Genomic DNA, 21,715 nt, shown 5'->3' with positions numbered 1-21,715 from the left:
GCTCCGAACGGTTGCCAATTGCCTGCAATTCTGGGAAAACGCTGCCCATGAAGCCCTTTCGAGGGTGTGAACAGACGAGTGCATGTAATGAATGATGAGCTTCAGGTAATCGACCTTGAGTTGGGCGACGGCAAAGCAGCGGTCAAAGGCGCGCTGATCACCACTCAATATCGCGGATGGCTGGAAGACGGCACCGAATTCGATTCCTCCTACAGCCGTGGCAAACCTTTTCAGTGCGTGATTGGGACTGGGCGGGTGATCAAGGGTTGGGACCAGGGGATCATGGGCATGCAGGTCGGCGGCAAACGCAAGCTGCTGGTGCCGGCGCATCTGGCGTATGGCGAACGGACGATGGGCGCGATAACGCCGAATTCGAATTTGATTTTCGAGATTGAATTGCTGGAAGTGCTGACGCGGGATGATTAAAGCGTTGTCCTTGGTTTGAAACGACAAAACCCGCCATCTCGGTGAAATGAGATGGCGGGTTTTTTGTTGTTTGGGGTTGAAGATCAAAAGATCGCAGCCTTCGGCAGCTCCTACCTGAATTGTGTTTAACACCGATATCACGTTGTACGCCGGACCTGTAGGAGCTGCCGAAGGCTGCGATCTTTTGATTTAGCGAGTCATGTGAACACTTCAATATCATCGAGCGTGTCAGCAATAGTCGCTTCAAGTGCGGGAAATTTTTTCTTCGCCGTATCGAAGGCAGGCAACACGGCATTCATGTCCAGCTCACCATGCCTGCGGGCAATATGACCGAGCGAGGTGATAGCCGATGCCGCGATCAACTCAGTGCCACTGTCGAGGTACTTCAAGCACATGGTTTGAGCCCAGACTCTGTCTTGCTCATTCAGGCCGATGGAAACCAGTGCGGCAACGACGTTCGGTTCTGAACCGCTAGCTAGAAGACTGATCGCATCGTTATGGCTCATTGATGGATCTTGATAGATAAGGCTCACTTTTTGGCTCCGGGAATTTTGGACAGCCCGCGTCGGCAGGTTGGGCAACTGCTGAGCAGCCAAACTGGGGCAAGCCCCTATCGCCACAGTTCCAACTACCCCCGCACCCCTATGAAAAGGTCCAGGTCAATCGGTAACGGCTCATTTAGAGCTTTAGCAATTTGTTGGACTTGCTCACCGGTGAGCAACCACTCCCCATCCGCGCTTTCATCAAGACTTTCCCAGCCCAGAACACCCATTAACGCAGCTTCAAATTCAGGTCGAACTGTAAGTTCGTATTTTAAGGAGTCATCCTCGTCATCACCTTTTAGAAAACCACTAATCCATAAAAACATAAATGTCCTCCTAATCTATTTATCGGTGAATCTGCCGGGTTGTGCGGGATCTATCTGTTCACCTGTTTCGTGGTTGAACTCGCCAAGATGCTTACCTTGCTTGTCATAAATCTCTATTGCGCCTGTCTTGCTATCCCATTCATATATTCGCCCCTTTCGGTCTTTCCACCGGCTGCGCCTGCCGCCGCCGCCCTGAACGCTAGTTTTTGATTTAACGGGAAGCGCATCTGGATATGCAGGTAATGTCTTTGGCGGCCGGTGGTACTTTATATCACCGCCGAGAGCTGGTCTTGAAATCACAACATACAGCGGTTGCACACCAGAATCAGCCGGGAATACAAGAATGAAGTCTTTGTATTCGGGAGGGTACACAGGGTTGACGATAGTGCTGTCAGCGGCTGGTGTTGGCGGATAAATCCAGATTTGCGGAGCTTGTGGGGCACCCTCTAACGATGGGATTCCCGAAGTGCTGGACGGGTCAACAGGCGGCGTCCATATCAGCGTTGTCCCATCGCCAAAGTCAGCGACTTGCTGAGAACCTTGAACTACGAACTGCACGATGGGAATCATTTCCCAGTCGCTGCGTTTTTGGGTGTTGTACCCGTATCCCTTTAATGTGCCATCGGCCTGTTGTTCGACATGCAGTCGGACACGTGTACGACCTTCCTTAAGCGACTTGAGCTGTTCATCCGAGTACAGGGAGCTGTCCCCAAGACTCGACGGCCAGAGCAGTGCAACTACGCCTGCCAAGGCACCGGCAGCAATACCAGCCGTCACTACGCCTGTACCACCAGCAACAGTGATCCCGGAACCAGCAGATCCGGCCCCGCCCAAGACAAGCGTGCCCAGTGAACCAGGTAACGCGCTACCACTGATTTTTTTAGAGGGATATTTCCCACAGCGTCCCTTTCGCGGCCACCCAGAAGAGAAAACTTTCCGTAGTCGGCCAGTTTCTCGACAGGGACGAACCCGGCTGGGTTGTCATGGTTGATTACGCCGTCGGGGAGGTTGCAGCTTTTGGCGAACACGCAACCCACAGAGTTTTGATCCTTCTGCGTTGGCAGCCTGACAAAACGATCTTCAAATGCCTGCTGCCGGGCCAACATGTCTTCATAGGATTTTTGTCTGGCATCGCGCGCAGCCAGTTCAGTGGCGTTCATATAGCGGCTGGTGATGTGGTGCCCGTCGCCTGACGGAGGGTTTTGAACCCGGGGGATATCTGTTTTGTGAGGCATGAGCGTCCTTGTTTCATCTTTTGAAAACGATGCGGACGCTATCTCAGAAAGGTATTTCGAAGCTGTAGGACAAGTCTGAATCTCCGTCCGTTGTGCGGGGCTTTTTTGGGTTCTTCGCGAGTTATTCGAATTTGAACCCCATAAGCCAATCTGAAACGCTGTTCTTCAAAATTATTGTCTGTCTTTTCTGTGAGTCTCTACGTGATGTTTTTCATGTCATAAACTGATCCGGCATCCCCGCACGAACCCGACTCAAAAAACCACAACGCCCCCCGACGTCCCCTCGATTGCCGACATCAAAGCCACCTCGCATAAACCCTGCACGCTGTTCTGCGTAGATCCCGAAGCAACGACCGAAACCCTCATGGCCCAATTATGCGAGACGCTGGCGTCGGCCGATGTGATGGTCCATCACTTGGTGGATCATCTGGAGGGTGAGTCGAGCAATGCGTTGCTGGGCATTTCGAACAACATTATGTTGGCGGAGATCACGGCGAACCGGGTGTTGGATCGAATCGAGCCGACTGAGTAGGGAAGGCCTGCTTTGGTGAAGTTGTGATGCGGCCTCTTTTTGGGGCCGCTGCGCAGCCCAGCGGGAGCAAGCTCCCTCGCCACAAGTTACGTCGCAGATGAAGTGTTGTTTGTCAGGGCGTCTTCGCGAGCAGGCTCGCTCCCACAGTTGATCGGCGGTGTGAGTGAAATCTCCGTCCAACACAAACTCCCTGTGGGCGCGAGCCTGCTCGCGAAGAACGCTAACGCGTTCCAGCTGTAGAAACTTCCAGTAACACCTTGCCAGCCCCGGCCATATCAGTGACTATGCTCGCCAGATAGGGGTAGGGGGTATAGGTATGTCGCACATTCACGAACACAAAGACGATTTGCTCAACCGAGTTCGGCGCATTGCCGGGCAGGTTCAGGCGGTGGAGAAGGCGCTCGAGTCTGACGCCGACTGCGCCAAGACCTTACACCTGGTCGCGGCGATCCGTGGCGCGGTCAACGGTTTGCTGGATCAGTTCATCGACGCCCACGCCCGTGAACACGTGGCCCATCCCGATCTCAGCAACGAAGAACGCGCCCAAGGCGTGGAAGACTTGCTGCAAGCCATCCGCCGTTATTCGAAATAGAGTTGCAACCCACATGACACTGACACCTCAGGCTTCAAGCTTCGCCCACGATCACATGTTCCTCGGTGCATCCCACGATGAAAACGCCCGCCGGACATTGTGGGTGGTGGCGTTGACCTTCGTGATGATGATTGGCGAAATCGCCGCCGGTTACATCACCGGCTCCATGGCGCTGCTGGCAGACGGTTTCCACATGGCGACCCATGCCGTGGCCCTGGGCATCGCAGCGGCGGCCTACGCGTTTGCCCGGCGTCATGCCAGTAATGCGCGATTCAGTTTCGGCACCGGCAAAGTCGGTGACCTGGCCGGTTTTGCCTCGGCGATGGTGCTGGGGCTGGTGTCGCTCGGTATTGCTGGCGAGTCGATCCTGCGTCTGTTCCAGCCGACCACGGTGGCCTTCACCGAGGCGACGGTGATTGCCGTGGTGGGGCTGGCGGTAAACATCGCCAGCGCGTTTCTGCTGGCGGGTAATCATGGGCATCACGGCCATGATCACGGCCACAGCCACGACCATGGTCACCATCACGACAACAATCTGCGTTCAGCCTACGTCCACGTGCTGGCCGATGCCTTGACCTCGATCCTGGCCATCGCCGCGTTGCTGGCAGGCCGCTATTTGGGTTGGGTCTGGCTCGATCCGGCGATGGGCATCGTCGGCGCCATCGTGATCGCGAATTGGGCCTATGGCCTGATGCGTGACAGCGCCGCCGTGCTGCTCGATACCACTGATGAACACGTGGCCGAGGAAATTCGCGAGTTGCTGGAGTCGTCGGGGGACGTGACCATCAGTGACCTGCACGTCTGGCAGGTCGGCCCTGACGCGCGGGCGGCGATTGTCAGCGTGGTCGCGGCGGCCAGCGTCAGTGCCGAGGTGATTCGCGAGCGTCTGGCGCCGGTTCATGAGTTGTCTCACCTGACGGTGGAACACCGCACCGCCGCGTAAGCGTTCATGTTTGTCCCTCGCTGAACAGCGGAATACGACCGTTCAAGGATGGGCGGTAGTGCCAGGTCAAACGTTCCAGCGCAGGTTTCATCGCCAGAATCTGCGTCAGCGTGGCGGTGGCGATACTCAATGCCAGCCTCTGCCCGGGGCATTGGTGGCGGCCGGAACCGAAGGTAAAGCTGCGACGATTCGGACGGTCGAGAAGAAAAACGTCAGGGTTGTCATTGAGCTGCGAATCGCGGTTGGCTGAGGCCAGCAACACCAGGATCGCGTCGCTGGGGTTCAGGCTCACGCCGGCTATTTCGCAAGGTGCGGCGACGAAACGACGGGTGTTCTGCACCGATGGATCGAAGCGTTGGACTTCTGAAATCAGAACGTCAATGGATGCCGAATCACGCTGCAACGATGGATTGCGAATCAACGTCACCAACGCATTACCGATCAGCCCAGCCGTGGCTTCATAGGCCTGGGAGCACAGCCCGATCAGATTGGCGATCAGCCTCTCGTTATCCGAAGCACCGAACCGCTGCTTGATGTCGCTCAACAGTGGGCTTTGCGCGCCCGGATCATCCAGCAACTCAATGAAATAACCCCGCAACTGTTCAGTCGCCCCATGCGCAGCATCCAGTTGAGCCTGGCTACTCAGCGGCGATAGGCAGGCCACGAAGTCCGCCGTCAACTCACTGATCATCCGACCCTGAGCAGGGGAGAACCCCAACAACGCCGCCACCACGCACACCGGACCGCGGAACATCGCTTTGGACAGACCCTCGGCGTCCGGGGTGATCAACCGCGCATTGACCAACGCTTGCACTTCATTCCGGTCGATCAACGCCAGTCCCGGCTCAATCGCCGACCTCGGGCAGCGCTGCGGTTCACCTTCATTCATCCGCATCAACCGACCGAATACTTCGCCGGCCAATCCTTCAACAATTGTCTTGGGCACCGGCTCACTCAGCGGGCGCACCTGGCAGTCCGGATGCGCGAACACCGCCGCCACGGCGTCAGCACTGCTGGCCACCCACAGTTTCAGTCCTTGATGAAAAACCAGCCCACCCTCGGCGCGCAGTTGCGCGTAATACGGGTAAGGGTCGGCATGAGTCGCAGCGATGATCGGGTCCATGGGTCGCAGCCTTGTTCGTGGTGGGAAAAGTGTTGCTACTATCTCCAGTCCAACCAGGCCTTGATTCGTCCGGGAGCGAAATATGAACGTTGAACAACACGACATCGGCGTTTCTCAAGTGGCGGCCGCGATTGCGGAGCCGGCCCGGACGAAAATCCTCTGCTCGTTGATGGACGGCCACGCCCGCACCAGCACCGAGCTGGCGGCGATTGCCGAGGTCAGTGCCTCCACCGCCAGCGCGCACTTGGCCAAACTCAAGGAATCGGCGCTGGTGCGGCTGCACGTTCAGGGCCGCCATCGTTATTACAGCCTCGCGGACAAGCGTGTGGCCCAAGCACTGGAAGCCTTGATGGTGCTCGGCCAGAACGCCGCGCCGACGTTCAATTCGCGCACCCCGGATCGCCTGCAATTCGCCCGCACTTGCTACGACCACATGGCCGGCACCCTGGCGGTGTTGCTGCATGACCGGATGATCGAGGCGGGGTGGTTGCTGGAAACCGATGAGCAGGTTTATCAACTGAGCGAGAGCGGCGAGGCGTTGTTCGAGGGCTTGGGGGTTGAGGTCAAGGATTTGAGCGCGTTGCGCCGGCGGTTTGCCTGCCCGTGCCTGGACTGGAGTATGCGCCGGCCGCATTTGGGCGGTTCACTGGGGGCGGCGTTGTTGCAAACGGCGATCAAGCGCAAATGGGTGACCCAGGATCTGGACAGTCGGGCGTTGGCGTTGACGGCGTTGGGGCGTAAGGAGATTGGGGTGCGGTTTGATGTGGTGGTGCCGGATTCGTCGATTCAACAGGTCAAGATCAAAAGATCGCAGCCTTCGGCAGCTCCTACGGGGGGCTTGTGATTCGTCAAGGAGATTGGGCTGCGGCGTGATTTATGTAGGCGCTGGCGCAGCCTGCGATCTTTTGATCTGCCCTACGCCCGGAAATCCCAGACAATTTCCACCACTCGTATCGCCAACACCAGGTAAACCAGAAACAAGACCACCTGAAACGCTGTGTGATACGGCAACCGAGACAAGCGCCGCAAACCGTCGCTGACATTGAGCACCATCAGCAGCGCCGACACCGCGATCAGCGACCAGCCCGCTACGTCCGCGGCGAACAGTCCCAGGAACATGTGATGGCTGCTGTGCAGCGCATTAGTGCCTGCCGCGAGCAGCAACGCGCACACCAGCAGGTTCTTGATGTTGTCGAACACTTGCGTGGTGAACTCAGTGTCCAGCAAGGCCAGATACTTTCGCCAGAGTTTGCCCATGGTGTGGAGAGCGCCTATTGATCGGTTGCCGGCAAGTCTAGTGACCTTTTGCATGAAAGCACTAGCGAAAAAAGCCCGGCCATCAATTTGATGGCCGGGCTTTTTTACTCAAGCGACAGCTACGTCAGGTCAGACCTTAACGATCCAGCCCGCTGGCGCTTCGATGTCGCCGGTCTGTACACCGGTCAGCTCTTTGTAGAGCTTTTGGGTGACCGGGCCGACCTCGGTTTCGCTGTGGAACACGTGCAGGTGATCGTTGTAGCTGATGCCGCCGATTGGCGTAATCACGGCAGCGGTGCCGCAAGCGCCTGCTTCCTTGAAGTCCGACAGTTTGTCGATCAACACGTCGCCTTCGATCACTTCCAGGCCCAGACGCGATTTCGCCAGCTCGATCAACGACAGACGGGTGATGCCCGGCAGTACCGATGGCGAGTTCGGGGTGACGAACTTGTTGTCGTGGGTGATCCCGAAGAAGTTGGCCGAGCCGACTTCTTCGATTTTGGTGTGGGTCATCGGGTCCAGGTAGATGCAGTCGGCAAAGTGCGCCTTCTTGGCTTGGGAGCCTGGCATCAGGCTGGCGGCGTAGTTGCCACCGCACTTCGCGGCCCCGGTGCCTTGTGGGGCTGCGCGGTCGAAGCTGGAGATCAGGAAGTTATGCGGGGTCAGGCCGCCCTTGAAGTAGGCACCGACCGGGATCGCGAAGATCGAGAAGATGAACTCGGGAGCGGTGCGCACGCCGATGTTGTCACCCACGCCGATCACGAACGGACGCAGGTACAGCGCGCCGCCAGTGCCATAAGGCGGGATGAAACGCTCGTTGGCGCGGACCACAGCCTTGCAGGCTTCGATGAACTGCTCGGTTTCCACGAACGGCATCAGCAGGCGAGCACAGCTGCGCTGCATGCGCAGGGCGTTCTGGTCCGGGCGGAACAGGTTGATCGAGCCGTCCTTGCAACGATAGGCCTTCATGCCTTCGAAGCACTGCTGGCCATAGTGAAGGGCAGTCGAGCCTTCGCTGATGTGCAGCACGTTATCTTCGGTCAGGGTGCCTGCGTCCCACTCGCCATTGCGCCAGTACGACAAGAAACGCTTGTCTGTCTTGATGTAGTCAAAACCCAGCTTGTCCCAATTGATGCTTTCGTTACCCATGACACCCTCTATCACTTAACAACCGCCGAAACGGTTCAAGGCTTCTGACGTTTTTCTGGATGGGGACAACAATACTTCATTCCGGGCCTGTTTCGCAGCCCGGACTATCGGCTGATTGGCAGATTTCTTAGGTAGCTCATGAAATTTGCCGCCGATTCTTCATTGTTCAAAATACCTGTGGCGAGGAGCTTGCTCCCGCTCGGCTGCGAAGCAGTCGTAAATCCTGACAACTCGGTATCCCGGGAAGTCAGCAAGGGGCCGCTTTGCGACCCAACGGGAGCACAAGCTCCCTCGCCACAGTTTGATAGCGTTTACAGGTGCAGCGCATGCCCAAGCGCACGCAACGCCGCTTCCTGCACCGCCTCGCCCAGCGTCGGGTGCGCGTGGATGGTGCCGGCGATGTCTTCCAGCCGGGCGCCCATTTCCAGGCTCTGGCCGAACGCGGTCGACAACTCCGAAACTCCCACGCCGACCGCTTGCCAACCCACAATCAGATGATTGTCCCGACGAGCGACCACCCGCACGAAGCCGGTTTTCGATTCCAGGGTCATCGCCCGGCCATTGGCCGCGAACGGGAAGCTCGAAACGATGCAGTCCAATCCGGCAGCCTTGGCCTCGTCCGGGGTCTTGCCGACCACCACCAGTTCCGGGTCGGTAAAGCACACGGCGGCGATGGCGGTCGGGTTGAACTCGCGGGATTTGCCGCTGATCAACTCGGCGACCATCTCGCCCTGAGCCATGGCCCTGTGCGCGAGCATCGGTTCGCCACTCAAATCGCCGATGGCGTAGACATTGCGCATGCTGGTCTGGCAGCGATTGTCGATCTTGATCGCCGAACCGTTCATGGCCAGGTTCAGCCCTTCAAGGTTCCAGCCCTGGGTGTTCGGCTTGCGACCGACCGCTACCAGGACCTGATCGGTTTCAAGGTTCAGAACGTCGCCATCCGGATCCAGAACTTGCAAAGTATTGTTTGTAGAATCAAAGCCTTGAACGCTGTGTTTCAAGTAAAGCTTCACGCCAAGTTGCTTGAGTGCTTCGTGCACCGGTTGAGTCAATTCGGCGTCGTAGGCCGGCAGGATGCGATCCTGAGCCTCGACCACACTGACTTCGGCGCCGAGCTTGCGATAGGCAATCCCGAGCTCCAGACCGATGTAACCGCCACCGACCACGATCAGTCGTTTAGGCACGGACTTCGGCGCCAGGGCTTCGGTAGAAGAGATGATCGGCCCGCCAATCGGCAGCATCGGCAGGTTCACGCTTTTCGAACCGGTGGCCAGCACCAGGTGCTCGCACTGAATCCGCGTGTCGCCGACTTCAACGGTTTTACCGTCGATTACTTTCGCCCAGCCTTGAACGACCTGGACCTTGTGCTTCTTCAGCAACGCGGAAACGCCAGTGGTCAGGCGATCAACGATGCCGTCCTTCCACTCGACGCTCTTAGTGATGTCGAGGGTCGGCGTCGAAACGCTGATGCCCAGGGCCGAATGTTGGCTGTGGTGCTGCGTCTGGTGAAACTGCTCGGCGACATGAATCAGCGCCTTCGACGGAATGCAGCCGATGTTCAGGCAGGTGCCGCCCAACGATTCGCCTTCCACCAGAATGGTCGAAATGCCCAGCTGACCGGCACGGATCGCCGTCACATAGCCGCCAGGGCCGCCACCGATAATCAGCAGCGTGGTGTTCAGAGTTTGCATCACTTACTCCACAAACAAGGTTGCGGGTTGTTCGAGCAAGCCACGAATGGCCTGGATGAATTGCGCCGCGTCCATGCCATCGACCACGCGGTGATCGAAGGAGCTGGAGAGGTTCATCATCTTGCGAACCACGATCTGGCCTTTGACCACCATCGGGCGTTCGACGATTTTGTTCACGCCAACGATCGCCACTTCCGGCAGGTTCAGCACCGGAGTGCTGACGATGCCGCCCAACGCGCCAAGGCTGGTCAGGGTGATGGTCGAGCCGGACAGCTCATCGCGGCTGGCCTTGCCATTACGCGCGGCGGTGGCCAGACGAGAAATTTCCTGAGCGCTGTCCCACAGGCTGCGGGCTTCAGCGTGACGCACCACCGGCACCATCAAACCAATGTCGCTCTGGGTGGCGACGCCGACATGCACCGCGCCGAGGCGGGTGATGACTTGGGCTTCGTCGTCGTAACGGGCATTGATCTGCGGGAAGTCGCGCAGGGCAACGACCAGTGCACGGACCAGGAACGGCAGCAACGTCAGCTTGCCGCGGCTCGCGCCGTGTTTTTCGTTCAGGTGTGTGCGCAGTTCTTCCACGGCGGTGACGTCGATTTCCTCGACATAACTGAAGTGCGCGGCGCGCTGGGTGGCGTCCTGCATGCGCTGGGCGATCTTGCGGCGCATGCCGATCACCGGGATTTGCTCTTCGTCGGTACGCTGGGCGTAAGCGGCGGTAGCGGTCGAGGCATTCGACTGACCCTCGGCCAGATAGGCGTCGAGGTCTTCGTGCAGTACGCGACCGGCAGGGCCGGTGCCACGCACCAGACGCAACTGGATGCCGAGGTCCAGCGCATGTTTACGTACGGCCGGGGAGGCAAGCGGACGTTCATCGGCGTCACGGGCAACCATCGGGCCCTGACAAACCGCAGGACGAGGCGCTGCTACGGGCTTGCTTGCAGCTACGGCTTCGACTTTAGGAGGCGCTGCAACCGGTGCTTCTTTAGCAGCAACCGGAGCAGGCTGCGAGGACTCTTTAAAGTTGCCCGCGCCTTCGACTTCAATGCTGATCAGGATGCTGCCAACCGCCATCACTTCCCCCGGCACACCGCCCAGAGAAATGACTTTGCCGTGCACCGGCGAAGGGATGTCGACCATCGCCTTGTCGGTCATTACATCGGCCAGCACCTGATCTTCGACAACCAGGTCGCCGACCTTGACGTGCCACACCGACAATTCAACTTCTGCAATGCCTTCACCAATGTCCGGCATTTTAATAACGTGCGTGCCCATTCAGACCTCCATAACCCGTTTCAACGCCGCGCCCACTCGGGACGGACCTGGGAAATACGCCCACTCTTGCGCGTGCGGGTAGGGGGTGTCCCAACCGGTGACGCGTTCGATCGGCGCTTCCAGGTAGTGGAAGCAATGCTCTTGCACCAACGCGACCAGCTCCGCGCCGAAACCGCAGGTGCGGGTGGCTTCGTGAACGATCACGCAACGGCCGGTTTTCTTCACCGACTTGACGATGGTGTCCAGGTCCAGCGGCCACAGGCTGCGCAGGTCGATGACTTCAGCGTCGACACCGCTTTCTTCAGCGGCCACTTGCGACACGTAAACCGTGGTGCCGTAGGTCAGGATGGTCACGTCCTTGCCTGGGCGGGCGATGGCGGCAACGTCCAGTGGCACGGTGTAGTAACCGTCCGGCACTTGTGCGGCCGGGTGTTTCGACCACGGGGTTACCGGGCGGTCGTGGTGACCGTCGAACGGGCCGTTGTACAGGCGTTTCGGCTCAAGGAAGATCACCGGATCATCGTTTTCGATGGAGGCGATCAGCAGGCCTTTGGCGTCGTAAGGGTTGGACGGCATGACCGTGCGCAGGCCGCAGACCTGGGTGAACATCGCCTCGATACTTTGGCTGTGGGTCTGGCCGCCGTAGATGCCGCCGCCGCAAGGCATGCGCAGGGTCATCGGCGCGGTGAACTCGCCGGCCGAGCGATAGCGCAGGCGCGCTGCTTCGGAAATGATCTGGTCGGATGCCGGATAAACGTAATCGGCGAACTGAATCTCGGCCACCGGCCGCAGACCGTAGGCGCCCATGCCGACGGCGACGCCAACGATCCCGCTTTCGGAGATCGGTGCATCGAACACCCGGGAGGTGCCGTACTTGCTTTGTAAACCTTCGGTGCAACGGAACACGCCGCCGAAGTAACCCACGTCCTGGCCGAACACCACGACGTTGTCGTCGCGCTCAAGCATCACGTCCATGGCCGAGCGCAGGGCCTGGATCATGGTCATGGTGGTCGTGGTCATGGCGGTTTCCAATTCAATACTGGTGTTGTGGTCGTTCATGTCAGATCCCCAACTCTTGACGCTGGCGCTTCAAGTGCTCCGGCATCTCTTTGTAGACGTCTTCGAACATGGTCGCGGCGCTTGGCGTCTGGCCACCGGCGAGGGTGCCGTACTGCTCGGCTTCTTTCTGCGCGGCGATCACTTCGGCTTCCAGCTCGGCGCTGACGGCGGTGTGTTCCTCTTCGGACCAATGGCCGATTTTCACCAGGTGCTGCTTGAGGCGCGCAATCGGGTCGCCCAACGGGAAGTGGCTCCAGTCGTCGGCAGGACGGTATTTCGAAGGATCATCGGAGGTGGAGTGCGGGCCGGCGCGGTAGGTGACCCATTCGATCATGGTCGGGCCAAGGTTGCGGCGCGCGCGTTCGGCGGCCCAGGCAGAGGCGGCGTAGACCGCGACGAAATCGTTGCCATCGACTCGCAGCGAGGCAATGCCGCAACCGACGCCACGACCGGCGAACGTGGTGGCTTCACCACCGGCAATCGCCTGGAACGTGGAGATCGCCCACTGGTTGTTGACCACGTTCAGAATCACCGGTGCACGGTAAACGTGGGCGAAGGTGAGGGCGGTATGGAAGTCCGATTCGGCGGTAGCGCCGTCGCCGATCCAGGCCGAAGCGATTTTAGTGTCGCCCTTGATCGCCGACGCCATGCCCCAGCCCACACCCTGTACGAATTGGGTGGCAAGGTTGCCGGAAATGGTGAAGAAACCGTGATCGCGCACCGAGTACATGATCGGCAACTGACGGCCCTTGAGCGGATCGCGCTCGTTGGACAGCAGTTGGCAGATCAGGTCCACCAGCGGCACTTCGCGGGCCATCAGGATGCTTTGCTGACGGTAGGTGGGAAAGCACATGTCGTCGATGTTCAAGGCCAGGGCCTGGGCGCTGCCGATGGCTTCTTCGCCGAGGCTTTGCATGTAGAACGACATTTTTTCTGACGCTGGGCGACCACCATGCGGTTATCGAAGATCCGCGTCTTGAGCATGGCGCGCATGCCTTTACGCAGGATCTCGACCGGGACGCCTTCAGCCCACGGACCGAGGGCATTGCCCTGGTCGTCGAGCACGCGAATCAGGCCTTTGGCCAGATCAGCCGTGTCGGCCGGTTCAACGTCGATTGGGGGTTTGCGCACCGTACCGGCATCGGTCAGACGCAGGTAGGAGAAGTCGGTTTTGCAGCCTGGGCGGCCCGATGGTTCGGGAACGTGCAACTGCAGCGGTTCATACGCTTGGTTCATGGCTTCTACGCTCGATCTTGTGAATTTCTTGTAGTGAGCTGGCAGTCCTTCCACGGATGATGGAAATCTTGTCCTACAAACATCATAGGCCCGGTGCAGGAGAATATTTCTCTCTGTTTCGTTGCGTTGGCGGTCATTTGAGGATAGAAATTCTGCATAAACAAAAATAACAGGTGGTTTTGTCTCATGCGCAAACTGGACCGTACCGACATCGGCATTCTCAACAGCCTTCAGGAGAACGCCCGCATCACCAACGCCGACCTCGCACGCTCGGTCAACCTGTCGCCGACACCGTGCTTCAACCGGGTCAAGGCAATGGAAGAATTAGGGCTGATTCGTGAGCAAGTCACGCTGCTGGACGCCGACCTGCTGGGGCTGCATGTGAATGTGTTCATTCACGTCAGCCTGGAGAAGCAGGTGGAAGAGGCGCTGGCGCATTTCGAAGAAGCGATTTCGGATCGCCCGGAAGTGATGGAGTGCTATTTGATGGCTGGCGACCCGGATTATCTGATCCGGGTGTTGGTGCCGACCATTCAGTCGCTGGAGCGCTTCATGATGGACTTCCTGACCAAGGTGCCTGGCGTCGCCAACATCCGCTCAAGCTTTGCGCTCAAGCAAGTGCGCTATAAGACCGCGCTGCCATTGCCGGCGAATGGGTTGACCCTCGGGGGCTAAGCGAAACTCTGTGGGAGCGTTCACAGTTTATTAACGGGGATCTTTAGGTACGTCACGCCGTTATCCTCGGCCGGCGGCATATTCCCCGCCCGCACATTCACCTGAATTGCCGGCAGCAACAGATTCGGCATCCCCAACCCGGCATCGCGCTGCGTCCGCATGGCGACGAACGCCGCCTCTTCAACGCCGTCGTGCACATGAATGTTGCTTTTACGCTGCTCACCCACCGTGGTCTGACATTCAGGCTCGCGCCCCTCAGGCGGGTAGTCATGGCAAACGTAGAGCCGCACGCCAGCCGGGAAGGCCAGCAGCTTGTGGATCGAGGCGAACAACTGGTTGGCATTGCCGCCCGGAAAGTCGCAACGCGCGGTGCCGACATCCGGCATGAACAGTGTATCGCCCACCAGAATCACATCGCCGTCGATCAAATACGCCATGTCTGCCGGGGTGTGGCCGGGCACGTGCAGGGCCGTGGCCTTGAGGTTGCCAATCATGAACGATTCGTTCGGGGCGAACAGGTGATCGAACTGCGAGCCATCCACACAAAATTCCGGCTCCAGATTGAACAGGGTCTTGAACACGCCCTGGACCTTGCTGATCGACTGCCCAATCGCAATCTTCCCGCCCAGTTCCCGACGCAGATACGGCGCGGCGGAGAGGTGATCGGCGTGAGCGTGGGTTTCCAGCAGCCATTGCACCTGCAACTGCTGTTCGCGCACGAAAGCGATGATTCGGTCGGCCTGGACAGTCGCGGTTCGCCCGGCGGCCGGGTCGTAATCGAGCACCGTGTCGACAATCGCGCAGTACCCGCCAGCCTGCTCGTAGACAACGTAGCTGTAGGTCGACGAGGCGGGGTCGAGGAAGGCTTCAATCAGCGCGGGCATGGGAGGCAAACCTGTGAAAAAGGTGGAAAGACAGTAACCGGTTGCAACACTTTATGTTTACACATAATGTCTGCAGCTTAAGTGACGTCGAAGGCATCCTGCAAATGCAATCCAGTCTGACCGAATGTGAAGTCGCCCAATTGCGGGCGTCGGCCTCCAAAGCTTGCGCGCTGCTCAAGGCTTTGGCCAATGAGGATCGCTTGCTGATTCTCTGCCAGTTGACCCAGGGCGAACGCAACGTTGGCGAACTGGAAACCATGACCGGCGTACGCCAGCCCACACTGTCCCAACAGCTGGGCATTTTGCGCGATGAAGGCCTGGTCGCGACTCGCCGTGAAGGCAAATACATTTTCTATGGCCTGGCCAGTCATGAAGTGATTCAGGTAATGAAAACGCTGTCCGGCCTGTATTGCGGGGCGGTTCTAAAAAGTTGGGCCGACCCTGTACCTGTCAGTTAAAGGAGGCACGGTGAGCACCCTACTTGTGGCGAGGGGGCTTGCCCCGTTCGGCTGCGCAGCAGTCGTAAATCCAGGCGACTCGGTTGACCTGAATAAATGAAGGGGCCGCTTCGCGACCCAACGGGGCAAGCCCCTCGCCACAGGGTGTTTGCCAGACTTTGATACTCAATTTAACTGATGGGTATCGGGCCCGAACCCGGCTAAATGCGTGTAGCAGTAAAAAAGGGAACAACCTATGAACGATCAACACTGGGGCCCAACCATCAGTGCAGACATCGTGGTGATAGGCGGCGGCACGGCAGGGATTGGTTTTGTCGCCAGCCTGCTTAAGCGCGATCCGTCGTTGAACATCACCGTTATCGAACCTAGCGCCCAGCATTACTACCAACCGGCCTGGACCTTGGTCGGCGGTGGTGCCTACTCGGTGGAAGACACCGTACGTTCGATGTCCAGCGTCATGCCGCGTCAAGCGACCTGGCTGCAAGCCGCCGTCACTGAAATCGCGGCTGACAAAAAACACCTGACCCTCGACGACGGCCGTACGGTCGGCTATCAAAACCTCATCATCTGCCCCGGCCTGCGCCTGGCCTGGGAGAAGATCGAAGGCTTGCAGGACGCCCTCGGCCAGCACGGCGTGACGTCCAATTACAGCTACCAGCACGCGGCCTACACCTGGGAACTGGTCAAGGGCTTGCGCGGCGGCAAGGCGATCTTCACCCAGCCACCGATCCCGATCAAATGCGCCGGAGCGCCGCAAAAGGCCTTGTACCTGTCCTGCGATCACTGGTTGAAAAGTGGTGTGCTGAACAAGATCGACATCGAGTTCAACCTGGCCGGTGCCGCGTTGTTCGGTGTGCCAACGTTCGTGCCGCCGCTGATGAAGTACATCGAAAAATACAACGCACGGCTGGCCTTCACCTCCAACCTGATCAAGGTTGATGGCCCGGCGAAAACCGCCTGGTTCGAGGTCAAGGACGCTGCCGGTACGGTCACCGTTGAAGAAAAAACCTTTGACCTGCTACACGTCGTGCCACCTCAGGTTGCTCCGGATTTCATCCGCGAGAGCCCCTTGGCCGATGCCGCCGGCTGGTGCGAAGTGAACATGCACACGCTGCAACATGTGCGTTATCCCGAGGTTTTCGGCCTGGGCGATATCTGCTCCACCAGCAACGCGAAAACCGCTGCCGCCGTGCGCAAGCAGATTGTGGTGGTGGCCGAAAACCTGCTGGCCCTGCGCAAGCAACAGCCGCTGCCGCTCAAGTACGACGGCTATGGCTCGTGCCCGCTGACGGTGGAGAAGGGCAAGGTGATCCTCGCCGAGTTTGGCTATGCCGGTAAGTTGCTGCCGACCTTTCCCTTGGACCCGACCGTAGCCCGTCGTTCTGCGTGGTGGCTGAAGGCGAGCCTGCTGCCGTGGTTCTACTGGAACGGCATGCTCAAGGGCCGCGAATGGCTGACTGCCCTGTCCAAGGTCGATTGAGAGAACCCTATGCTGCTGGCAAGTTTTTTTGGTGTGCTGATGGGCCTGGTCCTCGGTTTGACCGGGGCCGGGGGCGGGATTCTGGCGGTGCCGGCGTTGGTACTGGGGCTCGGCTGGACCATGACCCAAGCGGCGCCGGTCGCATTATTTGCGGTGGGTAGTGCGGCGGCGGTCGGTGCCATCGATGGCTTGCGCCACGGTCTGGTGCGCTATCGTGCGGCGCTGTTGATCGCCTTGCTCGGCGCGGTGTTTTCGCCAGTGGGCATCTACTTTGCCCATCAGATGCCGGAAAAAATCCTGATGATCCTGTTCAGTCTGCTGATGGTCATGGTGGCCTGGCGGATGCTGCGCCGCGAACGTCAGGAGGAGGGCCCGAACGACCACGGCCACGCCAACTGGGGCCAGAAGAACTGCATGCTCGATCAACAGACCGGGCGTTTTTCCTGGACCGCCAAATGCACCGCGACCCTGGCAGCCCTCGGCGCGGTGACCGGCGTGGTGTCAGGATTGTTGGGCGTGGGTGGCGGCTTTCTGATCGTCCCGGCGTTCAAGCAACTGACCGACGTGCAGATGCGCGGGATCATCGCCACGTCGTTGATGGTGATCAGCCTGATCTCGGCGATCGGAGTGATTGGCGCATTTCATGCGGGCGTGCGGATCGACGGTTTGGGCGTGGCGTTTATCGTCGCTAGCAACGTCGGCATGGTCATTGGTCGCAAGCTGTGCGCCCTGGTGCCGGCCCGAGCGTTGCAAGTCGGTTTCGCCAGCGTTTGCATCGTGGTTGCCGGTTACATGCTGTTGAAAGCGGGCGTCTAGCCGGTAGCCAATAAAACGCACATCCAATGTGGGAGCAAGCCCGCTCCCACATTGGAATTGTGGTGTCTGGTGCATCCTGCACAACCACTCTCATCCCATCGAAGCGTCTGACCGCTACCCAAGTAGCATACGTCCCGGCCCGCAGGCTTCGTACACTCGCACCTCATACATGCGCACCTGCGGGAGGCGACGATGCAGCAGGTCCAGAGTGAAGGTGTGGTCAGTGCGATGTCCCAGGCCACCGATGCCCAGCAGGCGGCCCAGGAGTTGGCGCGACAGCTGTTGCATCCGCATCTGGGCTTTGTGCTGTTTTTCTGTTCCGCCGAGTACGACTTGCAGGCGCTGGGCCAGGCCTTGCAGCAGAGCTTCGGCGGGATTCGCCTGGTGGGTTGCACCAGCGCCGGGGAGATCACCCCGCAAGGTTACGGCCGCAACTGCGTGACGGCGGTAGGTTTCGATCATCGGCATTTCTCCATCGCCATCGAACTGATCGACGAAATGGAGCGCTTTAGCCTGATCGACGCCCAGCAAATGGTCGAACGACTGGTGAGCGGCTGTCGCAGCAACACCCTGGCGCCGATCAAGGGCAACAGCTTTGCCCTGACCCTGCTCGATGGCCTGTCTAGCCGTGAGGAAATGGTCCTCGCCGCATTGAGTGCGGCCTTGGGCGACATTCCGCATTTCGGCGGTTCCGCCGGCGATGACAACTACCTGACCCACACCCACGTGTATTTCGGCGGCGAGTTCCACAGCGGCGCGGCGGTGGTGGTGCTGGTCAACACCTGGCTCGACTTTGAGGTGTTCACCACGCACCACATCTTGCCCCGCGAGGAAAAACTGGTGGTCACCGGCGCTGATAGCGCGTCGCGGCGGGTCTTTGAACTGAACGCCGAGCCCGCCGCCGAGGAGTACGCCCGCCACATTGGGGTGCCAGTGGCCGAGCTTGATCACCGGACTTTCGCCGCGCACCCGTTGGCGGTGCGAATCAACGAACAGTATTACGTGCGCGCCATCCAGCAGGCTCATCCGGACCTGAGCCTGAGTTTCTACTGCGCCGTGGAAAACGGCATCGTCCTCACCGCCATGACGCCCGGCCCGATGCTGCCGAACCTGCAAGCACTGTTCGAAGGTTTGGAGGACCGCCTCGGCGACCTGCTGCTGACCATCGGCTGCGATTGCTTTCTCAGGCGCCTGGAACTGGAAGACCGCGGCAGCCTGGAGCCGATCGGGGCGTTTTTGCGTGAGCATCGGGTGATGGGTTTCAACACCTACGGAGAACAGTTCAATGGCATGCACATCAACCAGACCTTCACCGGGGTTGCCATTTCCCGAGGCCGTTCCCCTGGGCACCGTTGAGCTTCAGGCGCAGATCGCCAGCCTGCAGCGTGACAACTACAAATTGCAGCGCATCAATGGCGCGCTGATCGAACGCATCGAATCCGGCATCACCCGAGGCAACGATCCCTATGCGGCGTTCCAGCATTCGGTGGTGTTGGCCGAGCAGGTCCGCGAGCGCACCGACGCCTTGAACCTGGCCATGGCCGAGCTCAAGGCCGGCAATCACTTGCTCAGCGACGCACGGCTGCGGGCCGAAACGGCACATCAACATTTGATCGATGCCATCGAGAGCATTTCCGACGCCTTCGTGCTGTTCGACGAAAACCAGCGGATCGTGCTGTTCAACAGCCGCTTCAAGTCCTTTTGGGGCAACAGCCGGGTGCGGATCATCGCCGGCATGCACCTGGCGGAGGTCAAGCGCCTGATGACGGCCACCGGGTTGTTCACTGAAGAACCTCGCGGTCATGCCGATCAAAATCTGTTGTATCGCCTGCAAAATGGTCGCTGGCTGCAAGTCAGCGAACGGCCGACCCAGGAAGGTGGGCGGGTGATCCTGTTCACCGACATCACCGACGTCAAACTCAGCGAAACCGTGCGCCGCGAGCAAGCCGTGGCGCAGAAGTCCCACTTGCTGCAACGGGCCGTCGACAACCTGTCTCAAGGTGTGGCGATGGTCAGCGCCGAAGGCATCCTTGAACTGTGGAACCGGCGTTTCCTTGAACTCAGCGGCCTGGCGCCGGTGGCGGCCCATCGACCGTTCGCCGAAGTGATCGCCGACAGTGAACTGAACCTGTTGACACCGGCCAGTCGCGACAGCAACGGACGGCCAGTGCAGGAATGCGAACAACGCCTTTACGATGGCCGGGTCCTGGAAATCCGCACCCATCCGCTGCCCACCGGCGGTTTCGTCAACACCTTCACCGACATCACCGAACGCTACCAGCACGCCGAGGCACTCAGCGAAAGCGAACGCTGGATTCGCCTGATCACCGACCATGTGCCGGCGCTGATCGCCTACCTGAACGCCGATCTGGTCTACGAGTTCACCAACAAAGTCTACGAAGAGTGGTACTGCTGGCCCCGGGGCGTGATGCTCGGGCAGAGCCTGCGCGAAGTCCACAGCGAACAGCATTACCAGCGCCTGGAAGCCTATGTCGGCAGGGCTTTGGCCGGTGAGAGCGTGACGTTCGAGGTTGCCGAAACCAACATCAACAATCAGGAGCGTTATATGTTGCGTTCCTACGTGCCCAATCGCCTGGCCACCGGGGAAGTGGTGGGGATTTTCGTCTTGATCCGCGACATCACCGAACGCCGCCGTACCGCCGAGGCCTTGCACCAGGCTTATCAAAACCTTGAGCTGCGGGTGCGCGAACGCACGGCAGAACTGACCGCCCTCAACGACCAGTTATTGCGCGAGATTGATGAGCGTCGTCGAGCGGAATCACGCCTGCGCGAAGCCAAGCTTGAAGCCGAGCAGGCCAACCTGTCGAAGACCAAGTTTCTCGCCGCCGTCAGCCACGATTTGCTGCAACCGTTGAACGCCGCGCGGCTGTTTACCAGCGCCTTGCTGGAACGCCGGGAGCCGGTGGCCAACGCGATTCTGGTGCGCAATGTCAGTAATTCCCTGGAAGACGTGGAAAATCTGTTGGGCACCTTGGTGGACATTTCCAAACTCGATGCCGGGGTGATCAAGGCCGACATTGCGCCATTCGCCCTGAGTGAATTGCTGGAAAACCTCGCCGCCGAATACACCCAAGTGGCGCGCAGTGAAGGACTTGAGCTGCATTTCATTCCCTGTTCGGCGTTGGTGCGCAGCGACATTCAGTTGCTGGCGCGGATCCTGCGCAATCTGCTGAGCAACGCGATTCGCTACACCTACAGCGGTCGCGTGGTGCTCGGTTGCCGGCGACACCATCAGCGCTTGTCGATTGAAGTCTGGGACAGCGGCATGGGCATTGCCGAAAACCGGTTGGAGGAGATTTTTCAGGAGTTCAAGCGCGGCGATGTGCAGCGTCCGGATCAGGACCGCGGGTTGGGTCTGGGCCTGGCGATTGTCGAGAAAATCGCCGGGATTCTCGGGCACCGGGTTTACGTGCGGTCGTGGCCGGGCAAGGGCTCGATGTTTTCCGTCGAAGTGCCGCTCAGCGCCACGGCGCCGAAGGCGTTGCCGAGTTTATTGATGAGCGAGCCGATGCTTGAACGCCTGCGTGGCGCGCGGGTGTGGGTGCTGGACAACGATGCGGCGATTTGCGCGGGGATGCGCACGTTGCTGGAAGGCTGGGGTTGTCTGGTGGTGACGGCGCTGTCGGAGCAGGACCTGGCGCGGCAGGTCGACAACTATCACGAAGAAGCTGACTTGCTGATTGCCGACTATCACCTGGACGATGACCAGAACGGCGTCGATGCCGTGGCCCGGATCAACGCCCGGCGCGGCTCGGCCATCCCGGCGATGATGATCACTGCCAACTACAGCAACGAACTCAAGCTGCAAATCCGTGAGTTGGGGCACACCCTGATGCATAAGCCAGTGCGGCCGATGAAGCTCAAGACAGCGATGAGTCATTTGCTCGGCCCATCCCGCTAACCTGAGTCAGACACTGGACCTGTGGCGAGGGGGCTTGCCCCCGTTGGGTCGCGAAGCGGCCCCAGTAATCCTCAGACATATCGAGTCG

The 21,715-nt window shown here is 59.4% G+C and carries 19 protein-coding genes and 3 pseudogenes; 11 read left to right on the top strand and 11 right to left on the bottom strand.

Going from position 1 to position 21,715, the window contains the following annotated elements; translation table 11 throughout:
• Positions 1-87: 87 nt before the first annotated feature.
• A complete protein-coding gene (locus RHM58_RS28480; RefSeq protein ID WP_169368969.1) occupies positions 88-426 on the top strand; it encodes an FKBP-type peptidyl-prolyl cis-trans isomerase in 339 nt (112 codons plus the stop codon).
• A 197-nt stretch (positions 427-623) separates the two neighbouring features.
• Here RHM58_RS28480 and RHM58_RS28475 read toward each other — a convergent pair whose 3' ends face one another.
• The 3 genes and pseudogenes from RHM58_RS28475 to RHM58_RS28465 form a co-directional block, all read right to left on the bottom strand.
• Positions 624-959, bottom strand: a complete 336-nt coding sequence (locus tag RHM58_RS28475) for a hypothetical protein (RefSeq protein ID WP_322268846.1) — start codon at positions 957-959, stop codon at positions 624-626.
• 95 nt (positions 960-1,054) lie between these two features.
• Complete coding sequence (locus RHM58_RS28470) at positions 1,055-1,294, bottom strand: pyocin S6 family toxin immunity protein (protein WP_322268845.1); 240 nt, start codon at positions 1,292-1,294, stop codon at positions 1,055-1,057.
• A 15-nt stretch (positions 1,295-1,309) separates the two neighbouring features.
• A pseudogene (locus RHM58_RS28465) lies at positions 1,310-2,529 on the bottom strand (colicin E3/pyocin S6 family cytotoxin).
• Between the two features lie 222 nt (positions 2,530-2,751).
• On the opposite strand from RHM58_RS28465, the pseudogene RHM58_RS28460 reads away from it, so the two are divergent.
• From RHM58_RS28460 to dmeF, 3 genes and pseudogenes are all read left to right on the top strand, one after another.
• A pseudogene (locus RHM58_RS28460) lies at positions 2,752-3,061 on the top strand (DUF6124 family protein); the annotation flags it as partial.
• Positions 3,062-3,377: 316 nt separating this feature from the next.
• Positions 3,378-3,653: a metal/formaldehyde-sensitive transcriptional repressor gene (locus RHM58_RS28455; protein ID WP_201257098.1), complete on the top strand. Its 276-nt coding sequence runs from the start codon at positions 3,378-3,380 to the stop codon at positions 3,651-3,653.
• Between the two features lie 13 nt (positions 3,654-3,666).
• On the top strand, positions 3,667-4,596 hold the full coding sequence (dmeF, locus tag RHM58_RS28450) for a CDF family Co(II)/Ni(II) efflux transporter DmeF (protein WP_322268844.1): 930 nt from the start codon (positions 3,667-3,669) through the stop codon (positions 4,594-4,596).
• Positions 4,597-4,600: 4 nt separating this feature from the next.
• On the opposite strand, the gene RHM58_RS28445 is transcribed toward dmeF, so the two are convergent.
• A complete protein-coding gene (locus tag RHM58_RS28445) occupies positions 4,601-5,719 on the bottom strand; it encodes a cytochrome P450 (RefSeq protein ID WP_322268843.1) in 1,119 nt (372 codons plus the stop codon).
• An 82-nt stretch (positions 5,720-5,801) separates the two neighbouring features.
• Here RHM58_RS28445 and RHM58_RS28440 point away from each other — a divergent pair, with 82 nt between their 5' ends.
• Positions 5,802-6,563 (top strand): ArsR/SmtB family transcription factor, encoded by a 762-nt coding sequence (locus tag RHM58_RS28440; protein ID WP_322268842.1) that lies wholly within the window; start codon positions 5,802-5,804, stop codon positions 6,561-6,563.
• A 71-nt stretch (positions 6,564-6,634) separates the two neighbouring features.
• On the opposite strand, the gene RHM58_RS28435 is transcribed toward RHM58_RS28440, so the two are convergent.
• From RHM58_RS28435 to RHM58_RS28410, 6 genes and pseudogenes are all read right to left on the bottom strand, one after another.
• Complete coding sequence (locus RHM58_RS28435; protein ID WP_322268841.1) at positions 6,635-6,976, bottom strand: hypothetical protein; 342 nt, start codon at positions 6,974-6,976, stop codon at positions 6,635-6,637.
• A 129-nt stretch (positions 6,977-7,105) separates the two neighbouring features.
• On the bottom strand, positions 7,106-8,125 hold the full coding sequence (locus RHM58_RS28430; RefSeq protein ID WP_322268840.1) for a branched-chain amino acid aminotransferase: 1,020 nt from the start codon (positions 8,123-8,125) through the stop codon (positions 7,106-7,108).
• A 311-nt stretch (positions 8,126-8,436) separates the two neighbouring features.
• Positions 8,437-9,819 carry a dihydrolipoyl dehydrogenase gene (gene lpdA / locus RHM58_RS28425; RefSeq protein ID WP_322268839.1) on the bottom strand — a complete coding sequence of 461 codons (1,383 nt, stop codon included), beginning with the start codon at positions 9,817-9,819 and terminating at the stop codon, positions 8,437-8,439.
• A gap of 3 nt (positions 9,820-9,822) precedes the next feature.
• On the bottom strand, positions 9,823-11,097 hold the full coding sequence (locus RHM58_RS28420) for a dihydrolipoamide acetyltransferase family protein (RefSeq protein ID WP_322268838.1): 1,275 nt from the start codon (positions 11,095-11,097) through the stop codon (positions 9,823-9,825).
• The gene (locus RHM58_RS28415; protein ID WP_322268837.1) at positions 11,098-12,156 is read right to left on the bottom strand and encodes an alpha-ketoacid dehydrogenase subunit beta; all 1,059 of its coding nucleotides are present in this window, start codon (positions 12,154-12,156) and stop codon (positions 11,098-11,100) included.
• A gap of 1 nt (position 12,157) precedes the next feature.
• A pseudogene (locus tag RHM58_RS28410) lies at positions 12,158-13,392 on the bottom strand (3-methyl-2-oxobutanoate dehydrogenase (2-methylpropanoyl-transferring) subunit alpha).
• 186 nt (positions 13,393-13,578) lie between these two features.
• Between RHM58_RS28410 and bkdR the strand changes: the two are divergent.
• Positions 13,579-14,067 carry a Bkd operon transcriptional regulator BkdR gene (gene bkdR / locus RHM58_RS28405; protein ID WP_169368978.1) on the top strand — a complete coding sequence of 163 codons (489 nt, stop codon included), beginning with the start codon at positions 13,579-13,581 and terminating at the stop codon, positions 14,065-14,067.
• A 20-nt stretch (positions 14,068-14,087) separates the two neighbouring features.
• Here the strand turns inward: bkdR and RHM58_RS28400 are convergent, their stop codons facing one another.
• The gene (locus RHM58_RS28400; protein ID WP_201204441.1) at positions 14,088-14,951 is read right to left on the bottom strand and encodes an MBL fold metallo-hydrolase; all 864 of its coding nucleotides are present in this window, start codon (positions 14,949-14,951) and stop codon (positions 14,088-14,090) included.
• Positions 14,952-15,055: 104 nt separating this feature from the next.
• On the opposite strand from RHM58_RS28400, the gene RHM58_RS28395 reads away from it, so the two are divergent.
• From RHM58_RS28395 to nahK, 5 genes are all read left to right on the top strand, one after another.
• On the top strand, positions 15,056-15,409 hold the full coding sequence (locus RHM58_RS28395; protein WP_201204439.1) for an ArsR/SmtB family transcription factor: 354 nt from the start codon (positions 15,056-15,058) through the stop codon (positions 15,407-15,409).
• A gap of 235 nt (positions 15,410-15,644) precedes the next feature.
• Positions 15,645-16,889 carry an NAD(P)/FAD-dependent oxidoreductase gene (locus RHM58_RS28390; protein ID WP_322268836.1) on the top strand — a complete coding sequence of 415 codons (1,245 nt, stop codon included), beginning with the start codon at positions 15,645-15,647 and terminating at the stop codon, positions 16,887-16,889.
• 9 nt (positions 16,890-16,898) lie between these two features.
• On the top strand, positions 16,899-17,705 hold the full coding sequence (locus tag RHM58_RS28385) for a sulfite exporter TauE/SafE family protein (RefSeq protein WP_322268835.1): 807 nt from the start codon (positions 16,899-16,901) through the stop codon (positions 17,703-17,705).
• Positions 17,706-17,897: 192 nt separating this feature from the next.
• The gene (gene nosP / locus RHM58_RS28380; protein ID WP_201256065.1) at positions 17,898-19,061 is read left to right on the top strand and encodes a nitric oxide-sensing protein NosP; all 1,164 of its coding nucleotides are present in this window, start codon (positions 17,898-17,900) and stop codon (positions 19,059-19,061) included.
• On the top strand, positions 18,991-21,627 hold the full coding sequence (nahK, locus tag RHM58_RS28375; RefSeq protein ID WP_322268834.1) for a hybrid sensor histidine kinase/response regulator NahK/ErcS': 2,637 nt from the start codon (positions 18,991-18,993) through the stop codon (positions 21,625-21,627). The genes nosP and nahK overlap by 71 nt, the downstream gene beginning before the upstream one ends.
• The last annotated feature ends 88 nt before the right edge of the window (positions 21,628-21,715 follow it).

Origin of the sequence: Pseudomonas sp. 10S4, from assembly GCF_034344865.1 — a bacterium.
GTDB lineage: Bacteria > Pseudomonadota > Gammaproteobacteria > Pseudomonadales > Pseudomonadaceae > Aquipseudomonas.
The sequence above is the reverse complement of the archived record's forward strand: the minus strand, read 5'-3'. Positions and strand labels throughout refer to the sequence as shown.

Coding starts and splice junctions, on each gene's coding strand:
- RHM58_RS28440 (WP_322268842.1), top strand. CDS start 5,802: ATGAACGTTGAACAACACGACATCGGCGTTTCTCAAGTGGCGGCCGCG.
- RHM58_RS28420 (WP_322268838.1), bottom strand. CDS start 11,097: ATGGGCACGCACGTTATTAAAATGCCGGACATTGGTGAAGGCATTGCA.
- RHM58_RS28435 (WP_322268841.1), bottom strand. CDS start 6,976: ATGGGCAAACTCTGGCGAAAGTATCTGGCCTTGCTGGACACTGAGTTC.
- nosP (WP_201256065.1), top strand. CDS start 17,898: ATGCAGCAGGTCCAGAGTGAAGGTGTGGTCAGTGCGATGTCCCAGGCC.
- RHM58_RS28395 (WP_201204439.1), top strand. CDS start 15,056: ATGCAATCCAGTCTGACCGAATGTGAAGTCGCCCAATTGCGGGCGTCG.
- RHM58_RS28390 (WP_322268836.1), top strand. CDS start 15,645: ATGAACGATCAACACTGGGGCCCAACCATCAGTGCAGACATCGTGGTG.
- RHM58_RS28385 (WP_322268835.1), top strand. CDS start 16,899: ATGCTGCTGGCAAGTTTTTTTGGTGTGCTGATGGGCCTGGTCCTCGGT.
- bkdR (WP_169368978.1), top strand. CDS start 13,579: ATGCGCAAACTGGACCGTACCGACATCGGCATTCTCAACAGCCTTCAG.
- nahK (WP_322268834.1), top strand. CDS start 18,991: ATGGCATGCACATCAACCAGACCTTCACCGGGGTTGCCATTTCCCGAG.
- RHM58_RS28430 (WP_322268840.1), bottom strand. CDS start 8,125: ATGGGTAACGAAAGCATCAATTGGGACAAGCTGGGTTTTGACTACATC.
- dmeF (WP_322268844.1), top strand. CDS start 3,667: ATGACACTGACACCTCAGGCTTCAAGCTTCGCCCACGATCACATGTTC.
- RHM58_RS28470 (WP_322268845.1), bottom strand. CDS start 1,294: ATGTTTTTATGGATTAGTGGTTTTCTAAAAGGTGATGACGAGGATGAC.
- lpdA (WP_322268839.1), bottom strand. CDS start 9,819: ATGCAAACTCTGAACACCACGCTGCTGATTATCGGTGGCGGCCCTGGC.
- RHM58_RS28400 (WP_201204441.1), bottom strand. CDS start 14,951: ATGCCCGCGCTGATTGAAGCCTTCCTCGACCCCGCCTCGTCGACCTAC.
- RHM58_RS28455 (WP_201257098.1), top strand. CDS start 3,378: ATGTCGCACATTCACGAACACAAAGACGATTTGCTCAACCGAGTTCGG.
- RHM58_RS28480 (WP_169368969.1), top strand. CDS start 88: ATGAATGATGAGCTTCAGGTAATCGACCTTGAGTTGGGCGACGGCAAA.
- RHM58_RS28445 (WP_322268843.1), bottom strand. CDS start 5,719: ATGGACCCGATCATCGCTGCGACTCATGCCGACCCTTACCCGTATTAC.
- RHM58_RS28415 (WP_322268837.1), bottom strand. CDS start 12,156: ATGAACGACCACAACACCAGTATTGAATTGGAAACCGCCATGACCACG.